Annotated in this window: 22 protein-coding genes and 1 pseudogene; 12 read left to right on the top strand and 11 right to left on the bottom strand. The window is 63.9% G+C overall.

Annotated elements, in window-relative coordinates; genetic code table 11:
- The first annotated feature begins 152 nt into the window (after nucleotides 1-152).
- Nucleotides 153-617, top strand: a complete 465-nt coding sequence (locus ALII_RS22790; RefSeq protein ID WP_152529647.1) for a hypothetical protein — start codon at nucleotides 153-155, stop codon at nucleotides 615-617.
- Here the strand turns inward: ALII_RS22790 and ALII_RS0115500 are convergent.
- Complete coding sequence (locus tag ALII_RS0115500; RefSeq protein ID WP_024588148.1) at nucleotides 577-1,764, bottom strand: site-specific integrase; 1,188 nt, start codon at nucleotides 1,762-1,764, stop codon at nucleotides 577-579. The genes ALII_RS22790 and ALII_RS0115500 overlap by 41 nt on opposite strands.
- Nucleotides 1,765-2,254: 490 nt before the next feature.
- Here ALII_RS0115500 and trxA point away from each other — a divergent pair, with 490 nt between their 5' ends.
- Nucleotides 2,255-2,575, top strand: coding sequence for a thioredoxin (gene trxA / locus ALII_RS0115495; protein WP_024588147.1), 321 nt, complete (start codon nucleotides 2,255-2,257; stop codon nucleotides 2,573-2,575).
- Nucleotides 2,576-2,637: 62 nt separating this feature from the next.
- Here trxA and ALII_RS0115490 read toward each other — a convergent pair whose 3' ends face one another.
- The 9 genes and pseudogenes from ALII_RS0115490 to ALII_RS0115450 form a co-directional block, all read right to left on the bottom strand.
- On the bottom strand, nucleotides 2,638-3,969 hold the full coding sequence (locus ALII_RS0115490; protein WP_024588146.1) for a folylpolyglutamate synthase/dihydrofolate synthase family protein: 1,332 nt from the start codon (nucleotides 3,967-3,969) through the stop codon (nucleotides 2,638-2,640).
- 106 nt (nucleotides 3,970-4,075) lie between these two features.
- A pseudogene (gene accD, locus ALII_RS0115485) lies at nucleotides 4,076-4,915 on the bottom strand (acetyl-CoA carboxylase, carboxyltransferase subunit beta); the annotation flags it as partial.
- A gap of 35 nt (nucleotides 4,916-4,950) precedes the next feature.
- Nucleotides 4,951-5,790 carry a tryptophan synthase subunit alpha gene (trpA, locus tag ALII_RS0115480; protein WP_024588144.1) on the bottom strand — a complete coding sequence of 280 codons (840 nt, stop codon included), beginning with the start codon at nucleotides 5,788-5,790 and terminating at the stop codon, nucleotides 4,951-4,953.
- 4 nt (nucleotides 5,791-5,794) lie between these two features.
- Nucleotides 5,795-7,015: a tryptophan synthase subunit beta gene (gene trpB, locus ALII_RS0115475; RefSeq protein ID WP_024588143.1), complete on the bottom strand. Its 1,221-nt coding sequence runs from the start codon at nucleotides 7,013-7,015 to the stop codon at nucleotides 5,795-5,797.
- Nucleotides 7,012-7,689: a phosphoribosylanthranilate isomerase gene (locus ALII_RS0115470; RefSeq protein ID WP_024588142.1), complete on the bottom strand. Its 678-nt coding sequence runs from the start codon at nucleotides 7,687-7,689 to the stop codon at nucleotides 7,012-7,014. Before ALII_RS0115470 ends, trpB begins: the two co-directional genes overlap by 4 nt.
- Before the next feature lie 46 nt (nucleotides 7,690-7,735).
- Nucleotides 7,736-8,488 carry a M48 family metallopeptidase gene (locus ALII_RS0115465; RefSeq protein WP_024588141.1) on the bottom strand — a complete coding sequence of 251 codons (753 nt, stop codon included), beginning with the start codon at nucleotides 8,486-8,488 and terminating at the stop codon, nucleotides 7,736-7,738.
- A 98-nt stretch (nucleotides 8,489-8,586) separates the two neighbouring features.
- Nucleotides 8,587-9,015, bottom strand: coding sequence for a DUF2852 domain-containing protein (locus ALII_RS0115460; RefSeq protein ID WP_024588140.1), 429 nt, complete (start codon nucleotides 9,013-9,015; stop codon nucleotides 8,587-8,589).
- 101 nt (nucleotides 9,016-9,116) lie between these two features.
- Nucleotides 9,117-10,271: a benzoate/H(+) symporter BenE family transporter gene (locus ALII_RS0115455; protein WP_024588139.1), complete on the bottom strand. Its 1,155-nt coding sequence runs from the start codon at nucleotides 10,269-10,271 to the stop codon at nucleotides 9,117-9,119.
- Nucleotides 10,271-11,047 carry an alpha/beta hydrolase gene (locus ALII_RS0115450; RefSeq protein WP_024588138.1) on the bottom strand — a complete coding sequence of 259 codons (777 nt, stop codon included), beginning with the start codon at nucleotides 11,045-11,047 and terminating at the stop codon, nucleotides 10,271-10,273. The genes ALII_RS0115455 and ALII_RS0115450 overlap by 1 nt, the downstream gene beginning before the upstream one ends.
- A gap of 199 nt (nucleotides 11,048-11,246) precedes the next feature.
- Between ALII_RS0115450 and infC the strand changes: the two genes are divergently transcribed.
- From infC to pheT, 8 genes are all read left to right on the top strand, one after another.
- The gene (gene infC, locus ALII_RS0115445) at nucleotides 11,247-11,783 is read left to right on the top strand and encodes a translation initiation factor IF-3 (protein WP_024588137.1); all 537 of its coding nucleotides are present in this window, start codon (nucleotides 11,247-11,249) and stop codon (nucleotides 11,781-11,783) included.
- A 243-nt stretch (nucleotides 11,784-12,026) separates the two neighbouring features.
- Nucleotides 12,027-12,236 carry a 50S ribosomal protein L35 gene (gene rpmI, locus ALII_RS0115440; protein ID WP_024588136.1) on the top strand — a complete coding sequence of 70 codons (210 nt, stop codon included), beginning with the start codon at nucleotides 12,027-12,029 and terminating at the stop codon, nucleotides 12,234-12,236.
- Nucleotides 12,237-12,271: 35 nt separating this feature from the next.
- Nucleotides 12,272-12,673 (top strand): 50S ribosomal protein L20, encoded by a 402-nt coding sequence (rplT, locus tag ALII_RS0115435; RefSeq protein ID WP_024588135.1) that lies wholly within the window; start codon nucleotides 12,272-12,274, stop codon nucleotides 12,671-12,673.
- 110 nt (nucleotides 12,674-12,783) lie between these two features.
- Entirely contained in the window at nucleotides 12,784-13,869 is a 1,086-nt protein-coding gene (pheS, locus tag ALII_RS0115430) for a phenylalanine--tRNA ligase subunit alpha (protein WP_024588134.1), read from the top strand.
- A 3-nt stretch (nucleotides 13,870-13,872) separates the two neighbouring features.
- Entirely contained in the window at nucleotides 13,873-14,109 is a 237-nt protein-coding gene (locus ALII_RS0115425) for a DUF4160 domain-containing protein (protein ID WP_024588133.1), read from the top strand.
- Nucleotides 14,090-14,365: a DUF2442 domain-containing protein gene (locus ALII_RS0115420; protein WP_024588132.1), complete on the top strand. Its 276-nt coding sequence runs from the start codon at nucleotides 14,090-14,092 to the stop codon at nucleotides 14,363-14,365. The genes ALII_RS0115425 and ALII_RS0115420 overlap by 20 nt, the downstream gene beginning before the upstream one ends.
- Before the next feature lie 4 nt (nucleotides 14,366-14,369).
- Entirely contained in the window at nucleotides 14,370-14,768 is a 399-nt protein-coding gene (locus tag ALII_RS0115415; RefSeq protein WP_024588131.1) for a GFA family protein, read from the top strand.
- 21 nt (nucleotides 14,769-14,789) lie between these two features.
- Complete coding sequence (pheT, locus tag ALII_RS0115410; RefSeq protein ID WP_024588130.1) at nucleotides 14,790-17,195, top strand: phenylalanine--tRNA ligase subunit beta; 2,406 nt, start codon at nucleotides 14,790-14,792, stop codon at nucleotides 17,193-17,195.
- Here pheT and ALII_RS0115405 read toward each other — a convergent pair whose 3' ends face one another.
- Complete coding sequence (locus ALII_RS0115405; protein WP_024588129.1) at nucleotides 17,196-17,780, bottom strand: cell wall hydrolase; 585 nt, start codon at nucleotides 17,778-17,780, stop codon at nucleotides 17,196-17,198.
- A 72-nt stretch (nucleotides 17,781-17,852) separates the two neighbouring features.
- On the opposite strand from ALII_RS0115405, the gene ALII_RS0115400 reads away from it, so the two are divergent.
- A complete protein-coding gene (locus ALII_RS0115400) occupies nucleotides 17,853-18,839 on the top strand; it encodes a Gfo/Idh/MocA family oxidoreductase (RefSeq protein WP_024588128.1) in 987 nt (328 codons plus the stop codon).
- Between the two features lie 195 nt (nucleotides 18,840-19,034).
- Nucleotides 19,035-20,954 (top strand): molecular chaperone DnaK, encoded by a 1,920-nt coding sequence (dnaK, locus tag ALII_RS0115395; RefSeq protein ID WP_024588127.1) that lies wholly within the window; start codon nucleotides 19,035-19,037, stop codon nucleotides 20,952-20,954.
- Nucleotides 20,955-20,979: the final 25 nt, after the last annotated feature.

Below are 20,979 nucleotides of genomic sequence, written 5' to 3'. Positions count from 1 at the left end.
TTCAGTTCAGATCGATTCACGTGTTTCCCTTTCAGAAACCATAATCGAAAAAGCACATACGGCGCTACTTGTGCCGATTTGCTAGTGGTACCAATCTGGGGTTATTGGTGTCAACGACCAATGTGCCACTTGTGCCGATTTAGGAACGCATCATGCCTAAAGCTCCGCGGGAGAACCGCGTGCCGATCATGTTTTCTACGCCAGAGCTTGAGGCGATCGACGACTGGCGATTCTCAAACAGAGTTGCCACCAGAGCGGACGCGATCCGGCGTCTGTGTCAGGTTGGTCTAGTTACCGCCGAAAAAATTCCACCGCTTGTGGATCTCGGTGACGAGATTGAAGCCTTATTTCTCGAAGTCGAAATGAAAGCGGCTAAACTGAATGGAGAGAGGGACGCAGCGGTCGCGCGTTCAATACTTATCGAGCTTTTACCGGTTACCGCAGAGATATCGAGAATACTTGGAAGCGTTTATTCAGAAATTATTAGATTAAGCAATGTTCTATATGCATCAGAGTCGCCAGCAAATATTGACGACATTATTCAAGCAATCCATGAGTACCGTCGAAATGTTGACCTCATATCTCATCAGAAGATTGGCGATCGGGAAGCCGAATAAGAAATTCTCCCCAGCTCTCCATCACCTTCCGGCGCTGGTCCAGATAATCCGTCCGCCGATAGGCGCGCTCGACAGACCCGCCGACAATGTGTCCCAGCACCGTTTCAGCCACCTCGTAAGGCGTTGTCGTCGCCTCCTCGATCCAGTCACGCAGCGACGAGCGAAAGCCGTGCGGGCGCGCGTCTAGCTTCGCCCGCTGCATATACATGCCCATGGTCATGTCGGAGATCACCCCACGGCGGACGCTGGGAAACAGGTATCCATCGCGGGCGTGCCGCCGCGCCTGGTCGATCACTGCCAGGGCTTCCGCTGACAGGGGCACTCGGAAGTCCGCAGTCGCATCCTTCCGCCCCTTCATCGCCTCGGCCGGGATCGTCCACACGTCGCCGTCAATCTGGCTTTCATGAATGTGACGCAGAGGGCTGGAGCGCGCGCCGGTCAGGATCAGCAGGCGCAGCGCGAGCTGCGTGGGCGTGCCATCGCTGAGCGATTGGTAGAACGCCGGAACGTCCTTCCAGGGCATGGCCGGGATGTTCTTCGATTTGTGCCGCTGCTTGCCGAGTAGGGCCCGCGCTTTATCGGTGGCTTGCAGATCGACGTCCAGACCCAGCGCCGCCGCATGCTTGAGACAGATGCCGAGACGGTTCATCGCCTTCCGCGCCGTCTCTGCCTTGGTGTGCCAAATAGGCGCCAACGCGTCCCGAATGTCCTTCTGGTCGAGATCCGCCACCGGCACCTTGCCGAGTTTCGGCAGGATATGCAGCTCGATCGGTGTGAACCATCGGCCGGCCTTGCCGTCACCTTTTAGCTCAGCCTTGCGCGCCTCGAACGCGTCTACTGCGATATCGTTGAGCAGATGGATGTTGCGGGCATCGGCGCGGCGTTGCCGCTCACGTTCTTTGATCGGATCCTTGTCGGACCGCACGACCGCCCGCCACCGCTCTGCCGCCTCGCGCGCTTCCTTGAGCGATACAGCTCCGGCTGCTCCTAACCCCATCTCCCTGCGGCGTCCGTGGATGGTATAGCGAAGAACCCATTGCCCGCCGCCATCCTCACGTTTATGAAGCCACAAACCCGCCCCGTCTGCGTATTTTCCGGTTCCGAGAGTTGCGACCGCGCGGGCGCTTAGCCGGTTCATCGCTCGCATGTATCGACCTTCCAGTTCACCTTTGCCAGTCCCCCCGCCAATCCACCTAGAAGAGTGCGGTTGGATGAAACCGGGTGCGAAAATCTGATACAGAACGAAACGGGAATGGCAAGCCGTCTCAACCACTTTGAGACAAGGTGAAACAAACTGAAAAGCCGTGGTATTACATATACATGCCTCTCCTGGGCACCACCTTTCTTCAAAGGTGGTCGAAGCGGCGGAAATCCTGCGATCGAATCATTCGGAATTCCGGCCCGACGGGCCGCTTCAGGCGATAGCGCTGCTTCCTTTCCTCTCATTTCGAAATTGTCGAAGTCAGCCTGCGAACGCGGCACTCGCTGTGCTCCCGACCAGGACTGATGCTCGGGTTTGTATGGCGGGCGGAATTGTGCTGTGACTTTTGGCAGGCGATTCCCCGCACGCTTGTGGCTTGAAGCAGGCTACGCGGCGCACCACATCTGGTTCAACGACGGTTCCAAGGAGACCCTAAATGGCCACGGTCAAGATCGACAAGAACAACTTCCAGGCAGACGTCCTGCAGGCCGCTGAGCCCGTGGTGGTGGATTTCTGGGCGGAATGGTGCGGCCCGTGCAAGATGATCGCGCCGGCGCTCGACGAGATCGCCAGCGAGATGGGCGGGAAGGTCAAGATCGCCAAGGTCAATATCGACGAGAACCCGGAACTCGCAGCCCAGTTCGGCGTGCGTTCGATTCCGACGCTGATGATCTTCAAGGGCGGCGAAGTGGCCGACATGAAAGTCGGCGCAGCGCCGAAGACGGCACTGTCGTCCTGGATCAGCGGCAACGTCTGATCGATCGGCAAGAGTTTTCGAAAGCCCGGCCAAGCGCCGGGCTTTTTCGTTGCGGGCGCGGTTCAGTGCGGAGGCGTGCCGTTCTTGTCGAGCACTTCGCCGGCCAGATAGAGCGAGCCGCAGATCAGGATGCGCGGCGGGATCTCGAGCCCGTTCCAGGTTTCGGCGAGAAGCCTGAGCGCGCTTTCGACCGACGAGACCGGCTCGGCCGACAAGCCCGCCTCCATGGCGCGTGCGGCAAGTTCGTCATTCGGCACGCCGGCGTCCGAATGTGCCACCGGAACGGTGAAAACGTGCCGCGCCATGCCGTGAAAGGCGCTGAAGTAGCCGGATTGGTCCTTGGTGTTGATCATGCCGGCGATCAGGAAGAGCGGGCGCGGGCGCCTCTCCTCCTGCTCGGCCATGGCCTCGGCGATGACCGTTCCGGCACCCGGATTGTGGCCGCCATCGAGCCAGATTTCGGAGCCGGCAGGGGCAAGATCGACGAGGTGACCGTCGGTCAGCTTCTGCATCCGCCCCGACCATTCGACCTTCTTCATCGCGCGATCGGCGACGCGCAGCGACCCGTCGAAGCCGGCAGCCTTGATGGCGGCGATCGCAGTGGCGGCATTGGCGAACTGGTGACGTCCGACGAGGCGTGGTGGCGTCAGGTCGAGAAGGCCGCCCTCGTCCTGGTAGATCATCCGCCCGTTTTCCTCATAGGCGATGAAATCCTGACCGTAGACGAGGAGCGGGCAGCCGAGCCGCTCCGCGGTGTCGACCAGCACGTCTCGCGCGGCGTCATGCTCCTGCGCCCCGATGACGACGGGCGCGCCGCGCTTGATGATCCCGGCCTTTTCCACCGCGATGAGCTCGACCCGGTCGCCCAGATAGGCCTCGTGGTCGAGCGAGATCGGCATGATGACGGAGACGGCCGGCCGCGCAATGACGTTGGTCGCGTCGAAGCGGCCGCCGAGGCCGACTTCCAGGATCGCCGCGTCGGCGGGATGCTCGGAAAAAAGCACGAATCCGACCGCCGTCAGGATCTCGAACACGGTGATCGTCTGGCCCTGATTGGCCTCGGCCACGCGGGCGATGGCGTCGGCGAAGATCGCGTCATCGACGAACTGGCCGCCGCCCGCCTCGCCCAGCCGGTATCGTTCGTGCCAGCGCACCAGATGCGGCGAGGTGTGCACATGGACGAGCCGTCCGGCGGCTTCCAGAAGCGCGCGGGAGAACGCGGCGGCCGAGCCCTTCCCGTTCGTGCCGGCGATGTGGATGACAGGCGGCAGCCGATCCTGCGGATTGTCCAGTTTTTCGAGCAGTCGCCGGATGCGCTCCAGCGACAGGTCGAAGCCCTTCGGATGCAGCGACATCAGCCGCTCGATCTGCTGCCCGGCGGTCAGGAGGGTCATGGCAGGTATCCGGACCGGAGGATCAGGCGGGGGCGCGGCTGTCGGCGAGTTCTGCCGCCGGGGGCGTCATGTCGGCTAGTGCCGGCATGTCTGCGGCGGGCGCATGCGTCAGGATTTTCAGGAGACCGGCGATGGTCGCCTTCAGTTCCAGCCGCGAGACCACCATGTCGACCATGCCGTGATCCATCAGATACTCGGCGCGCTGGAAGCCTTCGGGCAGCTTTTCGCGGATCGTCTGCTCGATGACGCGCGGGCCGGCAAAGCCGATGAGTGCGCCCGGCTCGGCGATGTGGACGTCGCCCAGCATCGCATAGGAGGCGGTCACGCCGCCGGTCGTCGGGTTGGTCAGGACGACGATATAGGGCAGGCCGGCTTCCTTGAGCCGGTCGACCGCAACGGTCGTGCGGGCAAGCTGCATCAGGGACAGGATGCCTTCCTGCATCCGCGCACCGCCGGAAGCGGCGAACAGCACCAGCGGGCGCTGCTGCTCGACCGCGGTCTCGAAGCCGCGAATGATCGCGTCGCCCGCGGCCATGCCGAGCGATCCGCCCATGAAGGCGAAATCCTGGACGGTCGCGACGATCGGCAGGCCGTCGATCGTGCCGGTGGCGTTGACGATCGCGTCGTCCATGCCGGTCTTGGTCTTGGCGTCGCGCAGGCGATCCGTATAGCGCTTCTCGTCACGGAACTTCAGCGGATCGACGACGGCCTTGGGGTTTTCGATCGTCTCGTAGTGGCCGTTATCGAAGAAATAGCGCAGGCGCTCCTTGGCGGAGATCTTCATGTGGTGTCCGCTCGACGGGATCACATACTGGTTGCTCTCCAGATCCTTGTGAAACACCATCTCGCCGCTCTCCGGGTCCTTGATCCAGAGATTTTCGGGCATGTCGCGCCGGCCGAGCATCGAATTGATCTTGGGGCGGACGTAATTGTTGATCCAGTTCATCGCGGAGCCTTCCGTTCTATCTGGAAAATGGGGTGTCAGACGGCCTGTGCAAGGCGCGCGGAGCGAACGCCCTGCGCGAGGCCGGACACGAGGGTCGCGACGGCTTCGGCCGGATCGGCGGTCTTCTCGCCTTTCGGGCCGAGCACGTTGGCGACCGCGTTGACGATCGCCGTGCCGACCACGACGCCATCCGCCGAAGCGCCGATGGCGCGGGCCTGCTCGGCCGTCTTGACGCCGAACCCGACGCAAATCGGCAGATCGGTGTGGCCCTTGATACGCGCGACAGCGCCGGCGACCTTGGACGTATCGGGCAGGGCCGAGCCCGTGATGCCCAGCATCGACACGTAGTAGACGAAGCCCGACGTGTTCTCGAGCACCTTGGGCAGACGCTTGTCGTCCGTCGTCGGCGTCGCCAGGCGAATGAAGTTGATGCCGGCCTTCAGCGCCGGGATGCACAATTCGCCGTCCATCTCCGGCGGCAGGTCGACGACGATCAGGCCGTCGATGCCGGACGCCTTGGCATCGGCGAGGAATTTCTCGACGCCATAGATGTAGATGGGGTTGTAGTAGCCCATCAGGACGATCGGCGTCGCATCGTCATCCTTGCGGAAGTCCGCCGCCATCTGCAGCGTCTTCTTCAGAGTCTGGCCGGCCTTGAGCGCCCGCAGGCCCGCCGCCTGGATTGCAGGGCCATCGGCCATCGGATCGGAAAACGGCATGCCGAGTTCGATGATGTCCGAGCCCGCGCGCGGCAGTGCCTTCATGATCGACAGCGAGGTGTCGTAATCCGGGTCGCCGCCCATGAAATAGGTCACGAGGGCGGGTCGGCCTTCGGCCTTCAGGTCGGCCATGCGGCGGTCGATGCGAGTGGTCATATGATTAGAGCCCCATGCCCAGGATCTTGCCGACGGTGAAGATGTCCTTGTCGCCGCGGCCGCAGAGATTCATGACGATGATCTGATCCTTGCCCATCTTGGGCGCGCGCTTGACGACTTCCGCCAGCGCGTGGGCGGGTTCGAGGGCGGGGATGATGCCCTCGAGCCGCGTCAGGAGCTGGAAGGCCTCCAGCGCCTCGTCATCCATGATCGGCACGTATTCGACGCGGTTGGTCTCTTTCAGCCAGGAATGCTCCGGCCCGATGCCGGGATAGTCGAGGCCGGCCGAGATCGAGTGACCGTCCTTGATCTGGCCGTCCTCGGTCTGCAGCAGATAGGTGCGGTTGCCATGCAGCACGCCGGGCGCGCCGGCGGTCAAAGAGGCGCAATGCTCTTCGCCGTCGAGGCCCTTGCCGCCGGCCTCGACGCCGACGATCTTCACCGATGCGTCGTCGAGGAACGGGTGGAACAGGCCGATGGCGTTGGAGCCGCCGCCGACGGCGGCAATCAGCAGGTCCGGCAGGCGGCCTTCGGCGGCCATCATCTGCTCGCGCAGTTCCTTGCCGATGACGGACTGGAACTCGCGCACGAGTTCCGGATAGGGATGCGGGCCGGCGGCGGTGCCGATCAGGTAGTAGGTGTCCTCGACATTGGTCACCCAGTCGCGCAACGCCTCGTTCATCGCGTCCTTGAGCGTGCCGTGGCCGGACGAGACGGGGATGACTTCGGCGCCCAGAAGCTTCATGCGGAAGACGTTGGGTGCCTGCCGCTCGACATCGGTCGCACCCATATAGACGACGCAGGGCAGGCCGAAGCGGGCGCAGACGGTGGCCGTCGCGACGCCGTGCTGGCCGGCGCCGGTTTCGGCGATGATGCGCGTCTTGCCCATGCGGCGTGCCAGCAGGATCTGGCCGAGGCAATTGTTGATCTTGTGCGAGCCGGTATGGTTCAGCTCGTCGCGCTTGAAGTAGATCTTGGCGCCGCCGAGATGCTCCGTCAGGCGTTCGGCGAAATAGAGCGGCGAGGGCCGGCCGGTATAGTGCGTGTTGAGATGATCGAGTTCGGCCTTGAAGGCCGGATCGGTGCGCGCGACCTTCCAGTGCTCTTCCAGATCGAGGATCAGCGGCATCAGCGTCTCGGCGACGAAGCGGCCGCCGAAAATGCCGAACATGCCTTCCGGGTCGGGGCCCGCGCGGAAGGAATTGGGCGCAACGGGACTGTTCATGTCGTCAACTCCCTTGAAGCCGGCAGGCCGGCGAGGGCGGCCTCGACCGCCTCGAAGAATTTCGCGATCAGCGCCGGGTCCTTGACGCCCGGAGCGCTTTCGACGCCGGACGATATGTCGATGCCGGGCGGGTTCGCCTGCCGCAGCGCATCGGCGATGTTGCCGGCGTTGAGGCCTCCGGAAAGCATGTAATCGAGGCCGGGGTCAAGGGCGGCGAGAAGCCGCCAGTCGAACGAGACGCCATTGCCGCCGGGAAGGTCGGAGCCCTTGGGCGGCTTGGCGTCGAAGAGGAAGCGGTCGGCGGTGCCGCGATAAGGCGCGACCGCGTCGAGATCAGCGGCATCTCTGACCGAAAAGGCCTTCATCACCTGCAGGCCGTAGCGCGCTTTGACCTCGGCAACGCGCGCCGGCGTCTCATGCCCGTGAAGCTGGAGCATGTCGGGCGACATGGCGGAAACGATCGCGTCGAGCGTGGCATCGTCGGCATCGACCGTGACGGCGACTGACTTCGCCTTGCCCCTGACGCGGGCAGCCAGACGCCCCGCTTCGGCAGGGCTCACGTGGCGCGGGCTCTTTTCGAAGAAGATGAAGCCGACATGCGAAGCGCCGCCGGACAGCGCCGCATCGACGGCGTCATCCGTCTTCAAGCCGCAAATCTTGATGTCGAGGGTCATGGCCGGGCAAGTGCCATGGAATCGCGGCGAAGTCGAGGAGCGGGCGCTATTCGAAGCGGATCGCCTGCAGCGCGCCGCCATTCTTCTTCAGCCAGGCGCGGGCCTCGTCGGTGCGGGGGCAGAGCTCGCGGCAGAGCGCCCAGAATTTCGGACCGTGGTTCATTTCCTTCAGATGCGACACCTCATGCGCGACGAGGTAGTCGATCACCGTCTTCGGCGCCATCATGATGCGCCAGGAAAAGGATAGGGTGCCGTCCGAGGTGCAGGAACCCCAGCGGCTCGTCGTGTCGCGATAGCGCACGGTTTTCGCGCGGCGACCGACAGAGGCCGTGTGCTTGGCGACGAGGATCTCGATGTCGCGTTTCGCCTCACGCTTCAGGAAGTCCGCGAGGCGCCGTTGCAGGTGGGCGCCATCGCCATGGACGATGAGGGCCGGTTCGCCCTCGACTGCGTCGACCGTCACCGTGCCGCGTCCCGGCTGGTGGACGATCAGATGCGGGACACCGCGCAGGGGCAGCTTGACGCCAGGACGCAAGGCCGCGTCGTCCGGCAGCTTCGCCAGTCGCGTTTCGAGCCAGCCTCGGTGCCGATCGAGGAACCGGTCGACCTCGCGCGGATCGATGCCCGGCGGCACGGTGACACGCAGCCCCTTGCCACCCGTCTCGATCCTGAGCGTCAGCCGTCTGGCACGTGCATTTTCGACGATGCGCAATGGCAGCGAGCGCGTGCCGATCTCGTGCATGCGCTCGATCGGGGCGGTCGGTGGACGGGGGCGGGATTTGAACAGGCCGAGAACCATGGTGCGAGCCTAGATGATTCGAGGCGGGTTGAACCACCAAATGAAAAAGCGGCGCCGCTTGCGCGACGCCGCTTCGATGTCATCCCAATCGCGGCCAATCAGGCCGGGTTGAGGATTTCGCCGTCCTGCGGCTTGTCCGGCGTGTTGCGCGAGCGCTTGGCCATGAAGCGGTCGAACTCTTCCTGGTCCTTGGCGCGGCGCAGTTCGCGGGCGTACTCGTCGAATTCGTCGCGCATCTCGTCGAGCTTGCGGCGCTCTTCATTGAGGCGGTCGAGTTCCTTGGTGCGCCAATCGTCGAAGGCGACATTGCCGGTGCGCGGCGCGCCCGTGCGATACGAAGCCTTGCGACAGGAGGAGAAGAAACCGTCCGTCGCGCGATTGACGTCGCCCTTGAAGGCGTCGAGGCGGTCGCCCCAGATGATGTAGGCGAGCATGGCGAGGCCGAGCGGCCAGAACACCATGAAGCCGATGACCATCAAGGCGATGGTGGCAGGCGTCCATGCAGGACGGATCAGTGCTTTCGTCATCGTCACCCGTTCCTTTTCGGTGGCTCGCAGCCCATCCGGCTGCTTCATTTCGAGATGGGAACGGGCCAAACCGACTTCAAGAAAAATCGGACATGGCGCGGTCAACTTCGCTTGCCGCGCGCGGCGATGCGGTCGAGGACGAGCACGAACAACCCGGCGAGGAGGCCCCAGAACGCGGCACCGATCCCGCCGATGGTGAGACCCGATGCGGTGACCGTGAAGGCAACGATGGCGGGGATGCGTTCGGCCGGGTCGGCCATAGCAAGGCCGAGTGCGTTGGTCAGCGGGGCCAGCAGCCCGATGCCGGCGACGAGCAGGATGAGGCTTTGCGGCAGCACGTCGAACAGCGCGACGAGCGATGCACCGAAGATCGCGAAGACGACATACCAGAGCGCGTAGAACGGTCCGGTGAGCCAACGCTTGGCCGGATCGGGATGAGCGTCGGGGTCCGTGCAGATCGCCGCCGAGATGGCAGCGAGGTTCGTCGTCAGCGCGTTGAAAGGTGCGGAGAGGAGCGAGATGAAGCCGGTCGTTCCGATCAAAAGTCCGGTCGGCGGATTGTAGCCGGCCGCGCGCAGGACAGCGATGCCGGCGAGGTTCTGCGAGGCCATCGTGACGAGGTAGAGCGGCACTGCAAGGCCGACGAAAGCCGTCAGCGAAAAATCGGGCGAGGTCCAGACCAGCGTTGAAAGCGCGAATGGTGGCAAATCGCCGACGCGTCCGAACGCAACGGCGAGCGCCCCGCCGCCGACGAGCACGGCCAGCACCGAAAGCGCCGGATTGAAGAGCCGCAGGACGAAGAAGGCGAGCAGAAGCGGCAGGACGAGGACGGCATCTATGCCGACGGCGCGCGCAGCACCCATGACGAAGGCGACGACGATGCCGGCAAGCATGCCCGACGCGACCGAGGACGGGATCATCGAGACGAGACGCGTCAGCGGGCGCACCAGGCCTGTGAGCGTCAGAAGGAGCGCAGCGCCGATGAAGGCGCCGACCGCCTCGGCCATCGAGAAGCCGGCGCTGGCGCCGAGAAGCGCTGCGCCTGGCGTCGTCCATGCCGTGATGACCGGCATGCGCGTCCACCAGGAGAGAAACGCCGCCTCGGCGGCCTTGGCGAGGCAGACGGCGGTGACCATGCTGGCGGTCTGCTCAGTCGTCGCGCCGACCGCAGCAGCGGCGGCGATGACGAGCGCCAGCGTCGAACCGAAGCCGACGATCGCTGCGACGAAGGAGGAGACGACCACCGAAAGCCGCATCAGGCGGAAATCCGCTCGCAGAGGCCTTCGGCAGCCTTCAGCATCAGCACAATGTCTTGCGGGCGCGACAGGCGATGGTCGCCGTCCTTGACCAGCGACAGCGTGACGTCGTCGGCCGGCAGGTGCTCGACCAGCTTCAGCGCATGGGTGTGCGGCACATCGGGATCGGCGAGGCCCTGGATGATCGTCACCGGGCAATGCGTGTCGATCATGCCGGTCATCACGCGGTTCGCGCGCCCGTCCTCGAACAGCGCACGGGTGTAGATGTTGGGCTCGGGCGAGTATTCGGAGTGCTCTTCCATATAGCCCTTCGTCTCGAGGTCGCGCCGATGCGCCTTCGACAGTTGGGGCTCCATCAGCTCGATGGTGAAATCGGGTGCGGGTGCAAGCAGGAGAAGCGCGCCGATGCGGCCGCCTTCGCCGGTCTTCTGCAACTCCTGCACCATGCGCAGCGCGACCCAGGCGCCCATCGACGAGCCGACGAGAACCTGCGGGCCTTCGGTCTGGCTGCGAAAGACGGCGAGGCTCTCGGCCAGCCATTTCGAGATCGTGCCGTCTGTGAATTCACCGCCGGATTCGCCATGGCCGGAATAGTCGTGGCGCAGGCTTGCGCGGCCCTCCTGGTCAGCCCACGCGTCGAGGGCTTCGGCCTTGGTGCCGAGCATGTCGGAGCGGTATCCGCCTAGCCAGACGATGCCCGGCGCGCGGCCCGGACGGCGACGGTAGGCGATGTCGATTCCGTCGACTTGCAGCGTGGCGGGCGCAGGGCGCTCCATGGTCGTCTCCTTGATTTCCGGCCGTTTCGCGCCATCTGATAGCATGGGAAGACGCCGCCGCCACTTTTTCGCGACCCCCGTGATTTTTCGCGCCGTCTGTGCTATTGACACGCCCCGTGGCGCGGCGACAGAAGCGCAAGCTTGTCCGCGACAGATGATTTCAGACCCCGAACGTCAATGATTTGAGGAGACTACGACCATTCGCAGACCGTTCAAAGCCGCGGCGCCGACCAAGGAAGGCCCGCGCTCCAACCGTGACATCCGTGTACCGCAGGTGCAGCTCATCGATGCCGAAGGCCAGAATCGTGGCGTCGTGTCGATCAATGAAGCCCTGATCCTCGCCGAGGAAGCGGGCATGGATCTCGTGGAAATCTCGCCGAACCAGACGCCGCCCGTCTGCAAGATCACCGATCTCGGCAAGATGAAGTACGCCAACCAGAAAAAGGCGGCCGAAGCCCGCAAGAAGCAGAAGACCATCGAGATCAAGGAGATCAAGATGCGTCCGAACATCGACACCCACGACTATGAGGTGAAGATGAGAGCCGTGCGCCGCTTCTTCGAGGAAGGCGACAAGGTCAAGCTCACGCTGCGCTTCCGTGGCCGCGAAATGGCGCATATGGAACTCGGCATGAAGCTTCTGAACCGCGTTCGCGAGGAAGTCACCGAGATCGCCAAGGTCGAGGCCGAGCCCAAGCTCGAAGGCCGCCAGATGATGATGGTGCTGGCGCCGCGCTGATCGATTTCAACGCGCGGCGGAGACTCTGACGAATCTCCGTTGCGCTTTTTTCGCCGCGCGTTTATAGACCGCGCGTTCGTGAGCCGTCCGGCAGGGCATGCCGTGTCGGCTCGAAATGCTTGAAGCTCACCTATATCGAGCGAAGCGAGAAGCAGCCGACCGGCTGCCGTCGACCATTCGACGCCCTCGCGGAGCTGCCGACGCAAGTCGGCGGGCGTGAGCGCATAATGATGGAGAAGCAAAATGCCCAAGATGAAGACGAAGTCTTCGGCCAAGAAGCGGTTCAAGATAACCGGGACTGGCAAGGTCAAGGCGGCTGCCGCAGGCAAGCGCCATGGCATGATCAAGCGTTCCAACAAGTTCATCCGCGACGCACGCGGCATGATGGTTCTCGCGGAACCCGACGCCAAGAAGGTGACCCGCAACTATCTGCCCAATGGCGGCGGCCTCTAAGGCCCTCGGACCGAAGAATTTAAGGAGATCATGACATGGCACGCGTCAAGAGGGGCGTTACGTCCCACGCCAAGCACAAGAAGGTTCTGAAGGCCGCCAAGGGTTTCTACGGCCGCCGCAAGAACACCATCCGCATCGCCAAGCAGGCAGTCGAGAAGTCGCTGCAGTATGCCTATCGCGATCGCAAGAACCGCAAGCGCAATTTCCGCGCGCTCTGGATTCAGCGCATCAACGCTGCCGTCCGCGAGCACGGCCTGACCTATGGCCGCTTCATCGACGGCCTGAACAAGGCCGGTATCGAAATCGACCGCAAGGTGCTGTCCGACATGGCGATCCACGAGCCGCAGGCGTTCGCCGCGCTCGTCGGCAAGTCGAAGGCTTCACTCGACTATCTCAAGGACACGACCCCGAACCAGTTTGAAAGCGTGGTTGCCTAACCAGCGCTTCCCGATTGTTCACGACTTGATTTGGGAAACCCGCGCTGGCATGGCTGGCGCGGGTTTTTCTTTGTGCGACGAACGGCCGGAATGTCCGGCAGGATGAATTGATGAGCGATCTGCAATCCCTTGAAACGAGCCTGATGAGCGACATCGCGTCGGCATCCGACGAGCAGTCGATCGAAGCCGTGCGCGTCGCGGCACTCGGCAAAAAGGGCTCGATCTCGGAAAAGCTGAAGACGCTGGGCGCGATGAGCGCGGACGAGCGCCAGACGATGGGCCCTGCGATCAATGGGCTGAAGCTGCGCGTCACCGACGCGATCACCGCACGCAAGATCGAGCTGCGCGACGCCGCGATCGACGCTCGTCTGGCCGCCGAAAAGCTGGACGTCACGCTGCCGATCCGCCAGGCGCCGGCCGAGCGCGGCCGCATCCATCCGATCAGCCAGGTGATCGACGAGATCACGGCGATCTTCGGCGACATGGGCTTCGCCATCGCCGAAGGCCCGGACATCGAGACGGACTACTACAACTTCACCGCGTTGAACTTCCCCGACGGCCACCCGGCGCGCGAAATGCACGATACGTTCTTTTTCCAGCCCGACGAGGCCGGGGAGCGCAAGCTGCTGCGCACGCACACCTCGCCGGTGCAGATCCGCACGATGGAGGCGCAGAAGCCGCCGATCCGCATCGTCATCCCCGGCAAGACCTACCGGCAGGATTCCGACGCCACGCACTCGCCGATGTTCCATCAGGTCGAAGGCCTCGTCGTCGACAAGACCGCGAACGTCGCGAACATGAAGTGGGTGCTGGAGGAGTTCTGCAAAGCCTTCTTCGAGGTGCCGTCCGTGAAGATGCGCTTCCGCCCATCCTTCTTCCCGTTCACCGAACCGTCGATGGAAGTCGACATCCAGTGCGACCGCTCGCGGCCGGGCGAAGTGCGTTTCGGCGAGGGCAATGACTGGATGGAAATCCTCGGCTGCGGCATGGTTCACCCGAACGTGCTGCGCGCCGGCGGGCTCGATCCGGACGAGTATCAAGGCTTCGCCTGGGGCATGGGCATCGACCGCATCGCCATGCTGAAATACGGCATGCCGGACCTGCGCGCCTTTTTCGATGCCGACGTGCGCTGGCTGTCGCATTACGGATTCAGGCCGCTCGACATGCCGACGCTGTTCGGGGGGTTGTCGAGCTAAGCGATGCCGACGCTTCTGATCTGGCACGGCTACAAGTTTCGCTTCTATGCCCTCGATGTCGACGAGCCGCCGCATGTTCACATCGTCAAGGACGGCAAATCCCTGAAGGTCTGGCTGCAAAGCTTGGAGATCGCGACGAACAAGGGATACAATGAACGCGAAGTGGCGCGACTGCTCGACGTCGTTGCCGAGCGTCGCGACGACTGGATTGGTGCTTGGAATGACTTCTTTGGCATTTGAGACAGACGAGATGCGCCCGGTCAGGGCGTGGTGCACGGATGAAGAGGTGCATGTCACGCTTGCCGACGGCCGCTCCATCGCGACTCCGCTCTGGTGGTATCCGTTTCTTTCCAACCTCGATCATGCGCAGCTTAACGACATCGAACTGATGTACGAGGGCGTCTGGTGGAAGGCCGTCGACGAAGGCATCTCGGTCAAGAGCATGTTTCTGGGCGCGAAGGCGCCGGGCGCACGTGCTCCGCAGAAGGTCGCCTGAAAGAATGACAATTCACTCCGGCTCCTGCCGTTGCGGCCTGATCTCCGCCGAGGCGAGCGCAGACCCCTTCTGGCGCTCCTATTGCCATTGCCGCGACTGCCGCAAGCAGACCGGCGCGCCGGTGATGGCCTTCGTCGCCTTCCGCGACGATGACCTGACCTGGCATGGCGAGCCGAAGACGTGGCGGGCCGGCGGGGTGGAGCGGCGTTTTTGCGAGCATTGCGGCAGCCAGATCGGCTATCGCGACGACAAGCTGCCGGGCGAGACCTATCTGTCGCTCGGCTTCATGGACGAGCCGGAGCGCTATGCGCCGACCATGCACGCCTTCGAGAAGCGGCGGCTGCCGTTTCTTCACATTGACGACGACCTTCCGCGCTTCGACGGCTTTTCGATCGAACGCTGACGACCCAACTGGACGAGACCTATGAAATTCACGCTTTCCTGGCTCAAGGACCATCTCGACACGAACGCCTCGCTGGCCGAGATCTGCGAGCGGCTGACCATGATCGGCCTCGAGGTCGAGGCCGTCGACGACAAGGCGGCGCTGAAGCCGTTCGTCATCGCCAAGGTGGTGAGCGCGGTCCAGCATCCTGACGCCGACAAATTGCGCGTGCTGATGGTCGACACCGGTGACGGGAAGCCGATCCAGGTCGTCTGCGGTGCGCCCAATGCGCGCGAAGGACTGGTCGGCGCGTTCGCGGCGCCCGGCTCCTACGTGCCTGGCATCGACGTGACCCTTTCGGTCGGAAAGATCCGCGGCGTCGAAAGCCACGGCATGATGTGCTCGGAGCGCGAATTGCAGCTTTCCGACGAGCATGACGGCATCATCGACCTGCCGGCCGATGCGCCTGTCGGGACGCCGTTCGCGACCTACGCCAAGCTCGACGATCCGGTGATCGAGATCAATTTGACGCCGAACCGACCCGACGCGACCAGTGTCTACGGCATCGCGCGCGACCTGGCCGCCTCCGGCCTCGGCACGCTGAAGACGCAGCCTGTCGCTCCAGTTGCCGGCCAGGGCGAGACGCCGGTCAAGGTGTCGATCGCCGATCCCGACCTTTGCCCCGGCTTCGCGCTGCGCTTCGTCAAGGACGTGAAAAACGGCGCGTCACCGAAATGGATGCAGCAGCGCCTGATCGCGATCGGTCTGCGCCCGATCAACGCGCTGGTCGACATCACCAACTACATGACTTTCGACCGCGGCCGCCCGCTGCACGTTTTCGACGCCGCCAAGGTCGCCGGAAACCTCACGGTGCGTGCAGCGGAAGACGGCGAGAAAGTGCTCGCGCTCGACGGGCGTGAATATGAGCTCAATGCCTCGATGTGCGTCATCGCGGACGACAACGGCGTCGAATCCATCGCCGGCGTCATGGGCGGCGAGCATTCGGGTTGCGACGAGGCGACGACCGACGTCCTGATCGAATCCGCGCTCTGGTCGCCGCTCAACATCGCGCGGACAGGCCGCGAACTCGGCATCATCACCGATGCGCGCTATCGCTTCGAACGCGGCGTCGATCCCGAATTCATGGTGCCGGGTATCGAGCTTGCGACCCAGCTCGTCCTCGACATTTGCGGCGGAACACCCTGCGAGACCGAAGTCGTCGGCTATGCGGGATATGAGGCCAAGCGCATCTCGATGCCGGTTGCCGAAGTCAAACGCCTGACCGGGCTCGACGTGGCGAAGACCGAATCCATCTCGATCCTCGACCGGCTCGGTTTCGCGCCGCAGGACAAGGGCGATGCGATCGAGGTTGCGGTGCCGTCCTGGCGGCCGGATGTCGACGGCAAGGCCGACATCGTCGAGGAAGTCATGCGCATTCACGGTGTCGACCGGATCGCACCCGCGCCGCTGCCGACCTTCGGCGCGGTCAACGGCAAGATGCTGACACCGATCCAGATCCGCACCCGCTCCGCCAAGCGCGCGCTCGCCGTGCGCGGCATGATGGAGGCGGTCACCTGGTCGTTCATCCCCGAGGCGCACGCGAAACTGTTCGGCGGCGGCCAGCCGGCGCTCAAGCTCGCCAATCCGATCGCAGCCGACATGTCGGACATGCGGCCCTCGCTCCTGCCGGGGCTGATCGCCGCCGCGCAGCGCAATGCCGATCGCGGCATGGGCGACGTCGCGTTGTTCGAGGTCTCCGGCATCTATGAGGGCGATGGCGCCGACCAGCAGCGCCGCGTCGCCGCCGGCATTCGTCGCGGGACGGCGAAGCTCGATGGTCAAGGCCGCCACTGGGCCGGAAATGCCGGCGCCGTCGGCGTCTTCGACGCCAAGGCCGACGCCTTCGCCGCGCTGGAAGCTGCCGGCGCGCCGGTCGACAAGCTGCAGGTCGAGGCGGGCGGGCCGGACTGGTATCACCCCGGACGTTCGGGCACGATCAAACTCGGGCCGAAGATTGTGCTCGGCACGTTCGGCGAGTTCCATCCCCGTACGCTGGAAGCGCTCGACGCGAGCGGGCCGCTGGCCGGTTTCGAGGTCTATCTCGACGCGATCCCCGAGCAGAAGGCGAAACCGACGCGCACCAAACCGCGCCTCGATCTCTCGCCTTTCCAGGGCGTGAAGCGCGATTTCGCCTTCGTCGTTGACAGGGGCGTCGAGGCGGCTTCCATCGTCAAGGCGGCCGCCGGCGCCGACAAGAAACTCGTGACGGACGTGCGCGTCTTCGACATTTTCGAGGGAGCATCCGTGGGCTCGGGCAAGAAGTCGATCGCCATCGAAGTCGCGATCCAGCCGACCGATCGTACGCTCACCGACGAGGATTTCGAATCGCTCGCGGCGAAAATCGTCGCCAATGTCGAGAAGACCACGGGCGGTGTCCTGAGGACGTGATCACATCGTCCTGGTGACGCGTCGGCTGGTGTAGAAGATGTGGCGGCCGATCGTGGTCAGACGTGTCTTGCGGGCGCCCCAGGAGGGCATCACGCTGGTCGCATGATAATGGGTGGCGCGCGCGACGGCGCCCGTCAGTGTGGCCATGCGGACCAGTTTGCGCGTCGCGGTGCAATCCGAGCCGCAAAGGATCTCGCCGGCGAGTTGTTTCGACTGCGCGTAGGTCGCGCTCTCGCGCGGACGATCCGAGATGCCGTCGCACGCAAACGAGAACTGGCAGGCATTGCGCCGGTGCCTGTTCTGGTAGACGACGCCGCAGACCGTATCGGGATAGGCGCGGCTCTTCACACGGTTGATGATGACCTGGGCGACCGCGATCTGGCCGGCGACGCTTTCGCCGCGTGCCTCGTGATAGATGGCCTGGGCGAGACAGGTCCTGTCAGCCGTTGGCCGACGCTTGGCAATCGGAATATCGAGCGCCGAGACGGCGGCACGGGCATGATAGGCAGGGTTCGCCGCTGCGGGACTGAACGGGAAAAGCATTGCGGCCAGCGCGGCAAGCGCGAGCGTTTTTCGGTTTCGCATGAGGACCCACTCCGTTAACGGAAGGGTAACGAAAGGCGCTCGCGTCTATTCCCGACTGCAAAGGAGAATGCGATGTTTCGCTGGGGCGTCCTGTCGACGGCAAAGATCGCGCGCGATCACGTGATCCCAGCCATTCTCGAATCCGAAAACGGTGTTCTGGCTGCCATCGCCAGCCGCGACGAGGCGCGCGCATGCGCCCTCGCGCAAAGGTTTAGCGCCCCGCACGCCTTCGGTTCATACGAAGCGCTGCTCGCCTCCGACACGGTGGATGGCGTCTACATCCCGCTGCCGACGTCCGATCACTTGGAATGGGCGATCAGGGCGGCCGATGCCGGAAAGCATGTGCTGGTTGAAAAGCCGCTGGCGCTGCGGGCGAGCGATATCCAGCAGGTGATCGACGCGCGGGACCGCAATTCAGTCGTCGTCTCAGAAGCCTTCATGGTGTTCTACCACCCGCAATGGATGAAGGTCCGCGATCTGATCGCGGCGGGCGCCATCGGACGGCTGCGGCACGTCCAGGGCGCGTTCTCCTACTTCAACCGCGACCCGGGCAACATGCGCAACCAGCCCGAACTCGGCGGCGGCGCGCTCCTCGACATCGGTGTCTATCCCGTCGTCACGACGCGGATCGCGACCGGCACCGAGCCGCTTCGCGTGCGCGCGACGGTCGAGCGCGACGGCGATTTCGGCACCGACATCTATGCGAACGTCACCGCCGATTTCGGCACGTTCGACCTGTCCTTCTACTGTTCGACGCAGATGGCATTGCGCCAGGAGATGGTGTTCCACGGCGAGGACGGCTTCATACAGGTCCAGGCGCCGTTCAATGCCGGCGATTTCGATCACCACCGGATCGAGCTGCACGACCAGCGCCGCGTGGAGGCACGCGTCTTCCGCTTTCCCGGCACCCGCCAATATCGGCTCGAGGTCGAGGAGTTCGCGCGGGTCGCATCCGGCGGCGCCGGCCAGGTGTTCGCGCTGGAGGAGTCGGTCTGCAATCAAAAGGTGATCGACGCCGTATTCGAGGCCGGCAAAGCGGATGGCTGGTCGAAAGTCTGAGGATCATCTCGCTGTATCGAAAATCGCCGGTCGGCGTCACTTGCGCCAAAAATGACCCCTTCTTATATACGCCGCACGGTCGCACCGGGCCTTCGCAAAGGTTCGGGCGCGGCATTTTCCAACGAACAGGGGCCGTCGTCCGGAACGCCTCGCATTGGGTCCAGACGGCCTGCTTAAGCGGAGAGAAGAAAGAAAATGGCTAAAGTAATCGGTATCGACCTTGGAACGACCAATTCCTGCGTCGCCGTCATGGACGGCAAGGACGCGAAGGTGATCGAGAACGCAGAAGGCGCGCGCACGACGCCCTCCATCGTCGCGTTCACCGGTGACGGCGAGCGCCTCGTCGGCCAGCCGGCCAAGCGCCAGGCGGTCACGAACCCCGAGAACACCCTTTTTGCGATCAAGCGCCTCATCGGCCGCACCTTCGACGACCCGACGACGCAGAAGGACAAGGGCATGGTGCCCTACAAGATCGTCAAGGCCGCCAATGGCGACGCCTGGGTCAAGGCGGGCGACACCGATTACTCCCCCTCGCAGATTTCCGCGATGATCCTTCAGAAGATGAAGGAAACGGCCGAATCCTATCTCGGCGAGAAGGTCGAGAAGGCCGTCATCACCGTTCCGGCCTATTTCAACGACGCCCAGCGCCAGGCGACCAAGGATGCCGGCAAGATCGCCGGCCTCGAAGTCCTGCGCATCATCAACGAGCCGACCGCGGCCGCGCTCGCCTACGGCCTCGACAAGAAGGACGGCAAGACCATCGCCGTCTACGATCTCGGCGGCGGCACGTTCGACATCTCGATTCTCGAGATCGGCGACGGCGTCTTCGAGGTGAAGTCGACCAATGGCGACACCTTCCTCGGCGGCGAGGATTTCGACATGCGCCTCGTCGAATACCTTGCGGCGGAGTTCAAGAAGGAACAGGGCATCGACCTGAAGGGCGACAAGCTGGCCCTGCAGCGCCTGAAGGAAGCGGCCGAAAAGGCCAAGATCGAGCTGTCCTCGTCCGCGCAGACCGAGATCAATTTGCCCTTCATCACCGCAGACCAGACCGGTCCGAAGCACCTGACGATGAAGCTCACGCGCGCCAAGTTCGAGAGCCTCGTCGACGATCTGGTGCAGCGCACCGTCGGCCCCTGCAAGGCGGCGCTCAAGGATGCCGGGCTCAATGCGGGCGAGATCGACGAGGTCGTCCTCGTCGGCGGCATGACCCGCATGCCCAAGGTGCATGAGGTCGTGAAGCAGTTCTTCGGCAAGGAGCCTCACAAGGGCGTCAACCCGGACGAAGTGGTTGCCATGGGCGCGGCGATCCAGGCGGGTGTCCTGCAGGGCGACGTCAAGGACGTGCTGCTGCTCGACGTGACCCCGCTGTCGCTCGGCATCGAGACGCTGGGCGGCGTGTTCACGCGCCTGATCGAACGCAACACGACGATCCCGACCAAGAAGGCGCAGACCTTCTCGACGGCCGAGGACAACCAGTCGGCCGTGACGATCCGCGTCTTCCAGGGTGAGCGCGAGATGGCCGCCGACAACAAGGCGCTCGGCCAGTTCGATCTCGTCGGCATTCCGCCCGCACCGCGTGGCGTGCCGCAGATCGAGGTCGCGTTCGACATCGACGCCAATGGCATCGTCAACGTCTCGGCCAAGGACAAGGGCACCGGCAAGGAGCACCAGATCCGCATCCAGGCTTCTGGCGGTCTGTCCGACGCCGACATCGAGAATATGGTCAAGGACGCCGAGGCCAATGCCGACACGGACAAGAAGCGCCGTGCTGCCGTCGAAGCGAAGAACCAGGCCGAAAGCCTGCTGCACTCGTCCGAGAAGTCGCTGAAGGATTATGGCGACAAGGTCTCTGCCGAGGATCGCAAGGCGATCGAGGATGCGATTGCGGATTTGCGCAGCGCGACCGAAGGCGACGATGCCGAGGCGATCACCGCCAAGACCAATCATCTGGCGGAAGTCTCGATGAAGCTCGGACAGGCCATGTACGAGGCCAGCCAGGCGGAAGCCGCTGAAGCCGATGCCAAGGCCGATGCCCAGAAGAGTGGCGAGGACGTGGTCGACGCCGACTTCGAGGAAATCGACGAGAACGACGACAAGAAGAAGTCGGCCTGACCTGATCGGCCGACGAAGCGGAAAC

The sequence above is a fragment of the Aliihoeflea sp. 2WW genome, from assembly GCF_000497755.1.
Lineage (GTDB): Bacteria > Pseudomonadota > Alphaproteobacteria > Rhizobiales > Rhizobiaceae > Aliihoeflea.
This window is presented reverse-complemented; position numbering and strand designations above follow the sequence as displayed.

Excerpts from the sequence above, each read along its gene's own strand:
- pheS (WP_024588134.1), top strand. The coding sequence starts at position 12,784 with ATGAGCGATCTGCAATCCCTTGAAACGAGCCTGATGAGCGACATCGCG.
- ALII_RS0115500 (WP_024588148.1), bottom strand. The coding sequence starts at position 1,764 with ATGCGAGCGATGAACCGGCTAAGCGCCCGCGCGGTCGCAACTCTCGGA.
- trpB (WP_024588143.1), bottom strand. The coding sequence starts at position 7,015 with ATGAACAGTCCCGTTGCGCCCAATTCCTTCCGCGCGGGCCCCGACCCG.
- trpA (WP_024588144.1), bottom strand. The coding sequence starts at position 5,790 with ATGACCACTCGCATCGACCGCCGCATGGCCGACCTGAAGGCCGAAGGC.
- ALII_RS0115450 (WP_024588138.1), bottom strand. The coding sequence starts at position 11,047 with ATGGAGCGCCCTGCGCCCGCCACGCTGCAAGTCGACGGAATCGACATC.
- ALII_RS0115415 (WP_024588131.1), top strand. The coding sequence starts at position 14,370 with ATGACAATTCACTCCGGCTCCTGCCGTTGCGGCCTGATCTCCGCCGAG.
- ALII_RS0115490 (WP_024588146.1), bottom strand. The coding sequence starts at position 3,969 with ATGACCCTCCTGACCGCCGGGCAGCAGATCGAGCGGCTGATGTCGCTG.
- ALII_RS0115420 (WP_024588132.1), top strand. The coding sequence starts at position 14,090 with ATGACTTCTTTGGCATTTGAGACAGACGAGATGCGCCCGGTCAGGGCG.
- dnaK (WP_024588127.1), top strand. The coding sequence starts at position 19,035 with ATGGCTAAAGTAATCGGTATCGACCTTGGAACGACCAATTCCTGCGTC.
- ALII_RS0115460 (WP_024588140.1), bottom strand. The coding sequence starts at position 9,015 with ATGACGAAAGCACTGATCCGTCCTGCATGGACGCCTGCCACCATCGCC.
- ALII_RS0115425 (WP_024588133.1), top strand. The coding sequence starts at position 13,873 with ATGCCGACGCTTCTGATCTGGCACGGCTACAAGTTTCGCTTCTATGCC.
- ALII_RS0115455 (WP_024588139.1), bottom strand. The coding sequence starts at position 10,271 with ATGCGGCTTTCGGTGGTCGTCTCCTCCTTCGTCGCAGCGATCGTCGGC.
- trxA (WP_024588147.1), top strand. The coding sequence starts at position 2,255 with ATGGCCACGGTCAAGATCGACAAGAACAACTTCCAGGCAGACGTCCTG.
- rpmI (WP_024588136.1), top strand. The coding sequence starts at position 12,027 with ATGCCCAAGATGAAGACGAAGTCTTCGGCCAAGAAGCGGTTCAAGATA.
- pheT (WP_024588130.1), top strand. The coding sequence starts at position 14,790 with ATGAAATTCACGCTTTCCTGGCTCAAGGACCATCTCGACACGAACGCC.
- ALII_RS0115470 (WP_024588142.1), bottom strand. The coding sequence starts at position 7,689 with ATGACCCTCGACATCAAGATTTGCGGCTTGAAGACGGATGACGCCGTC.
- ALII_RS0115400 (WP_024588128.1), top strand. The coding sequence starts at position 17,853 with ATGTTTCGCTGGGGCGTCCTGTCGACGGCAAAGATCGCGCGCGATCAC.
- ALII_RS0115405 (WP_024588129.1), bottom strand. The coding sequence starts at position 17,780 with ATGCGAAACCGAAAAACGCTCGCGCTTGCCGCGCTGGCCGCAATGCTT.
- ALII_RS0115465 (WP_024588141.1), bottom strand. The coding sequence starts at position 8,488 with ATGGTTCTCGGCCTGTTCAAATCCCGCCCCCGTCCACCGACCGCCCCG.
- ALII_RS22790 (WP_152529647.1), top strand. The coding sequence starts at position 153 with ATGCCTAAAGCTCCGCGGGAGAACCGCGTGCCGATCATGTTTTCTACG.
- rplT (WP_024588135.1), top strand. The coding sequence starts at position 12,272 with ATGGCACGCGTCAAGAGGGGCGTTACGTCCCACGCCAAGCACAAGAAG.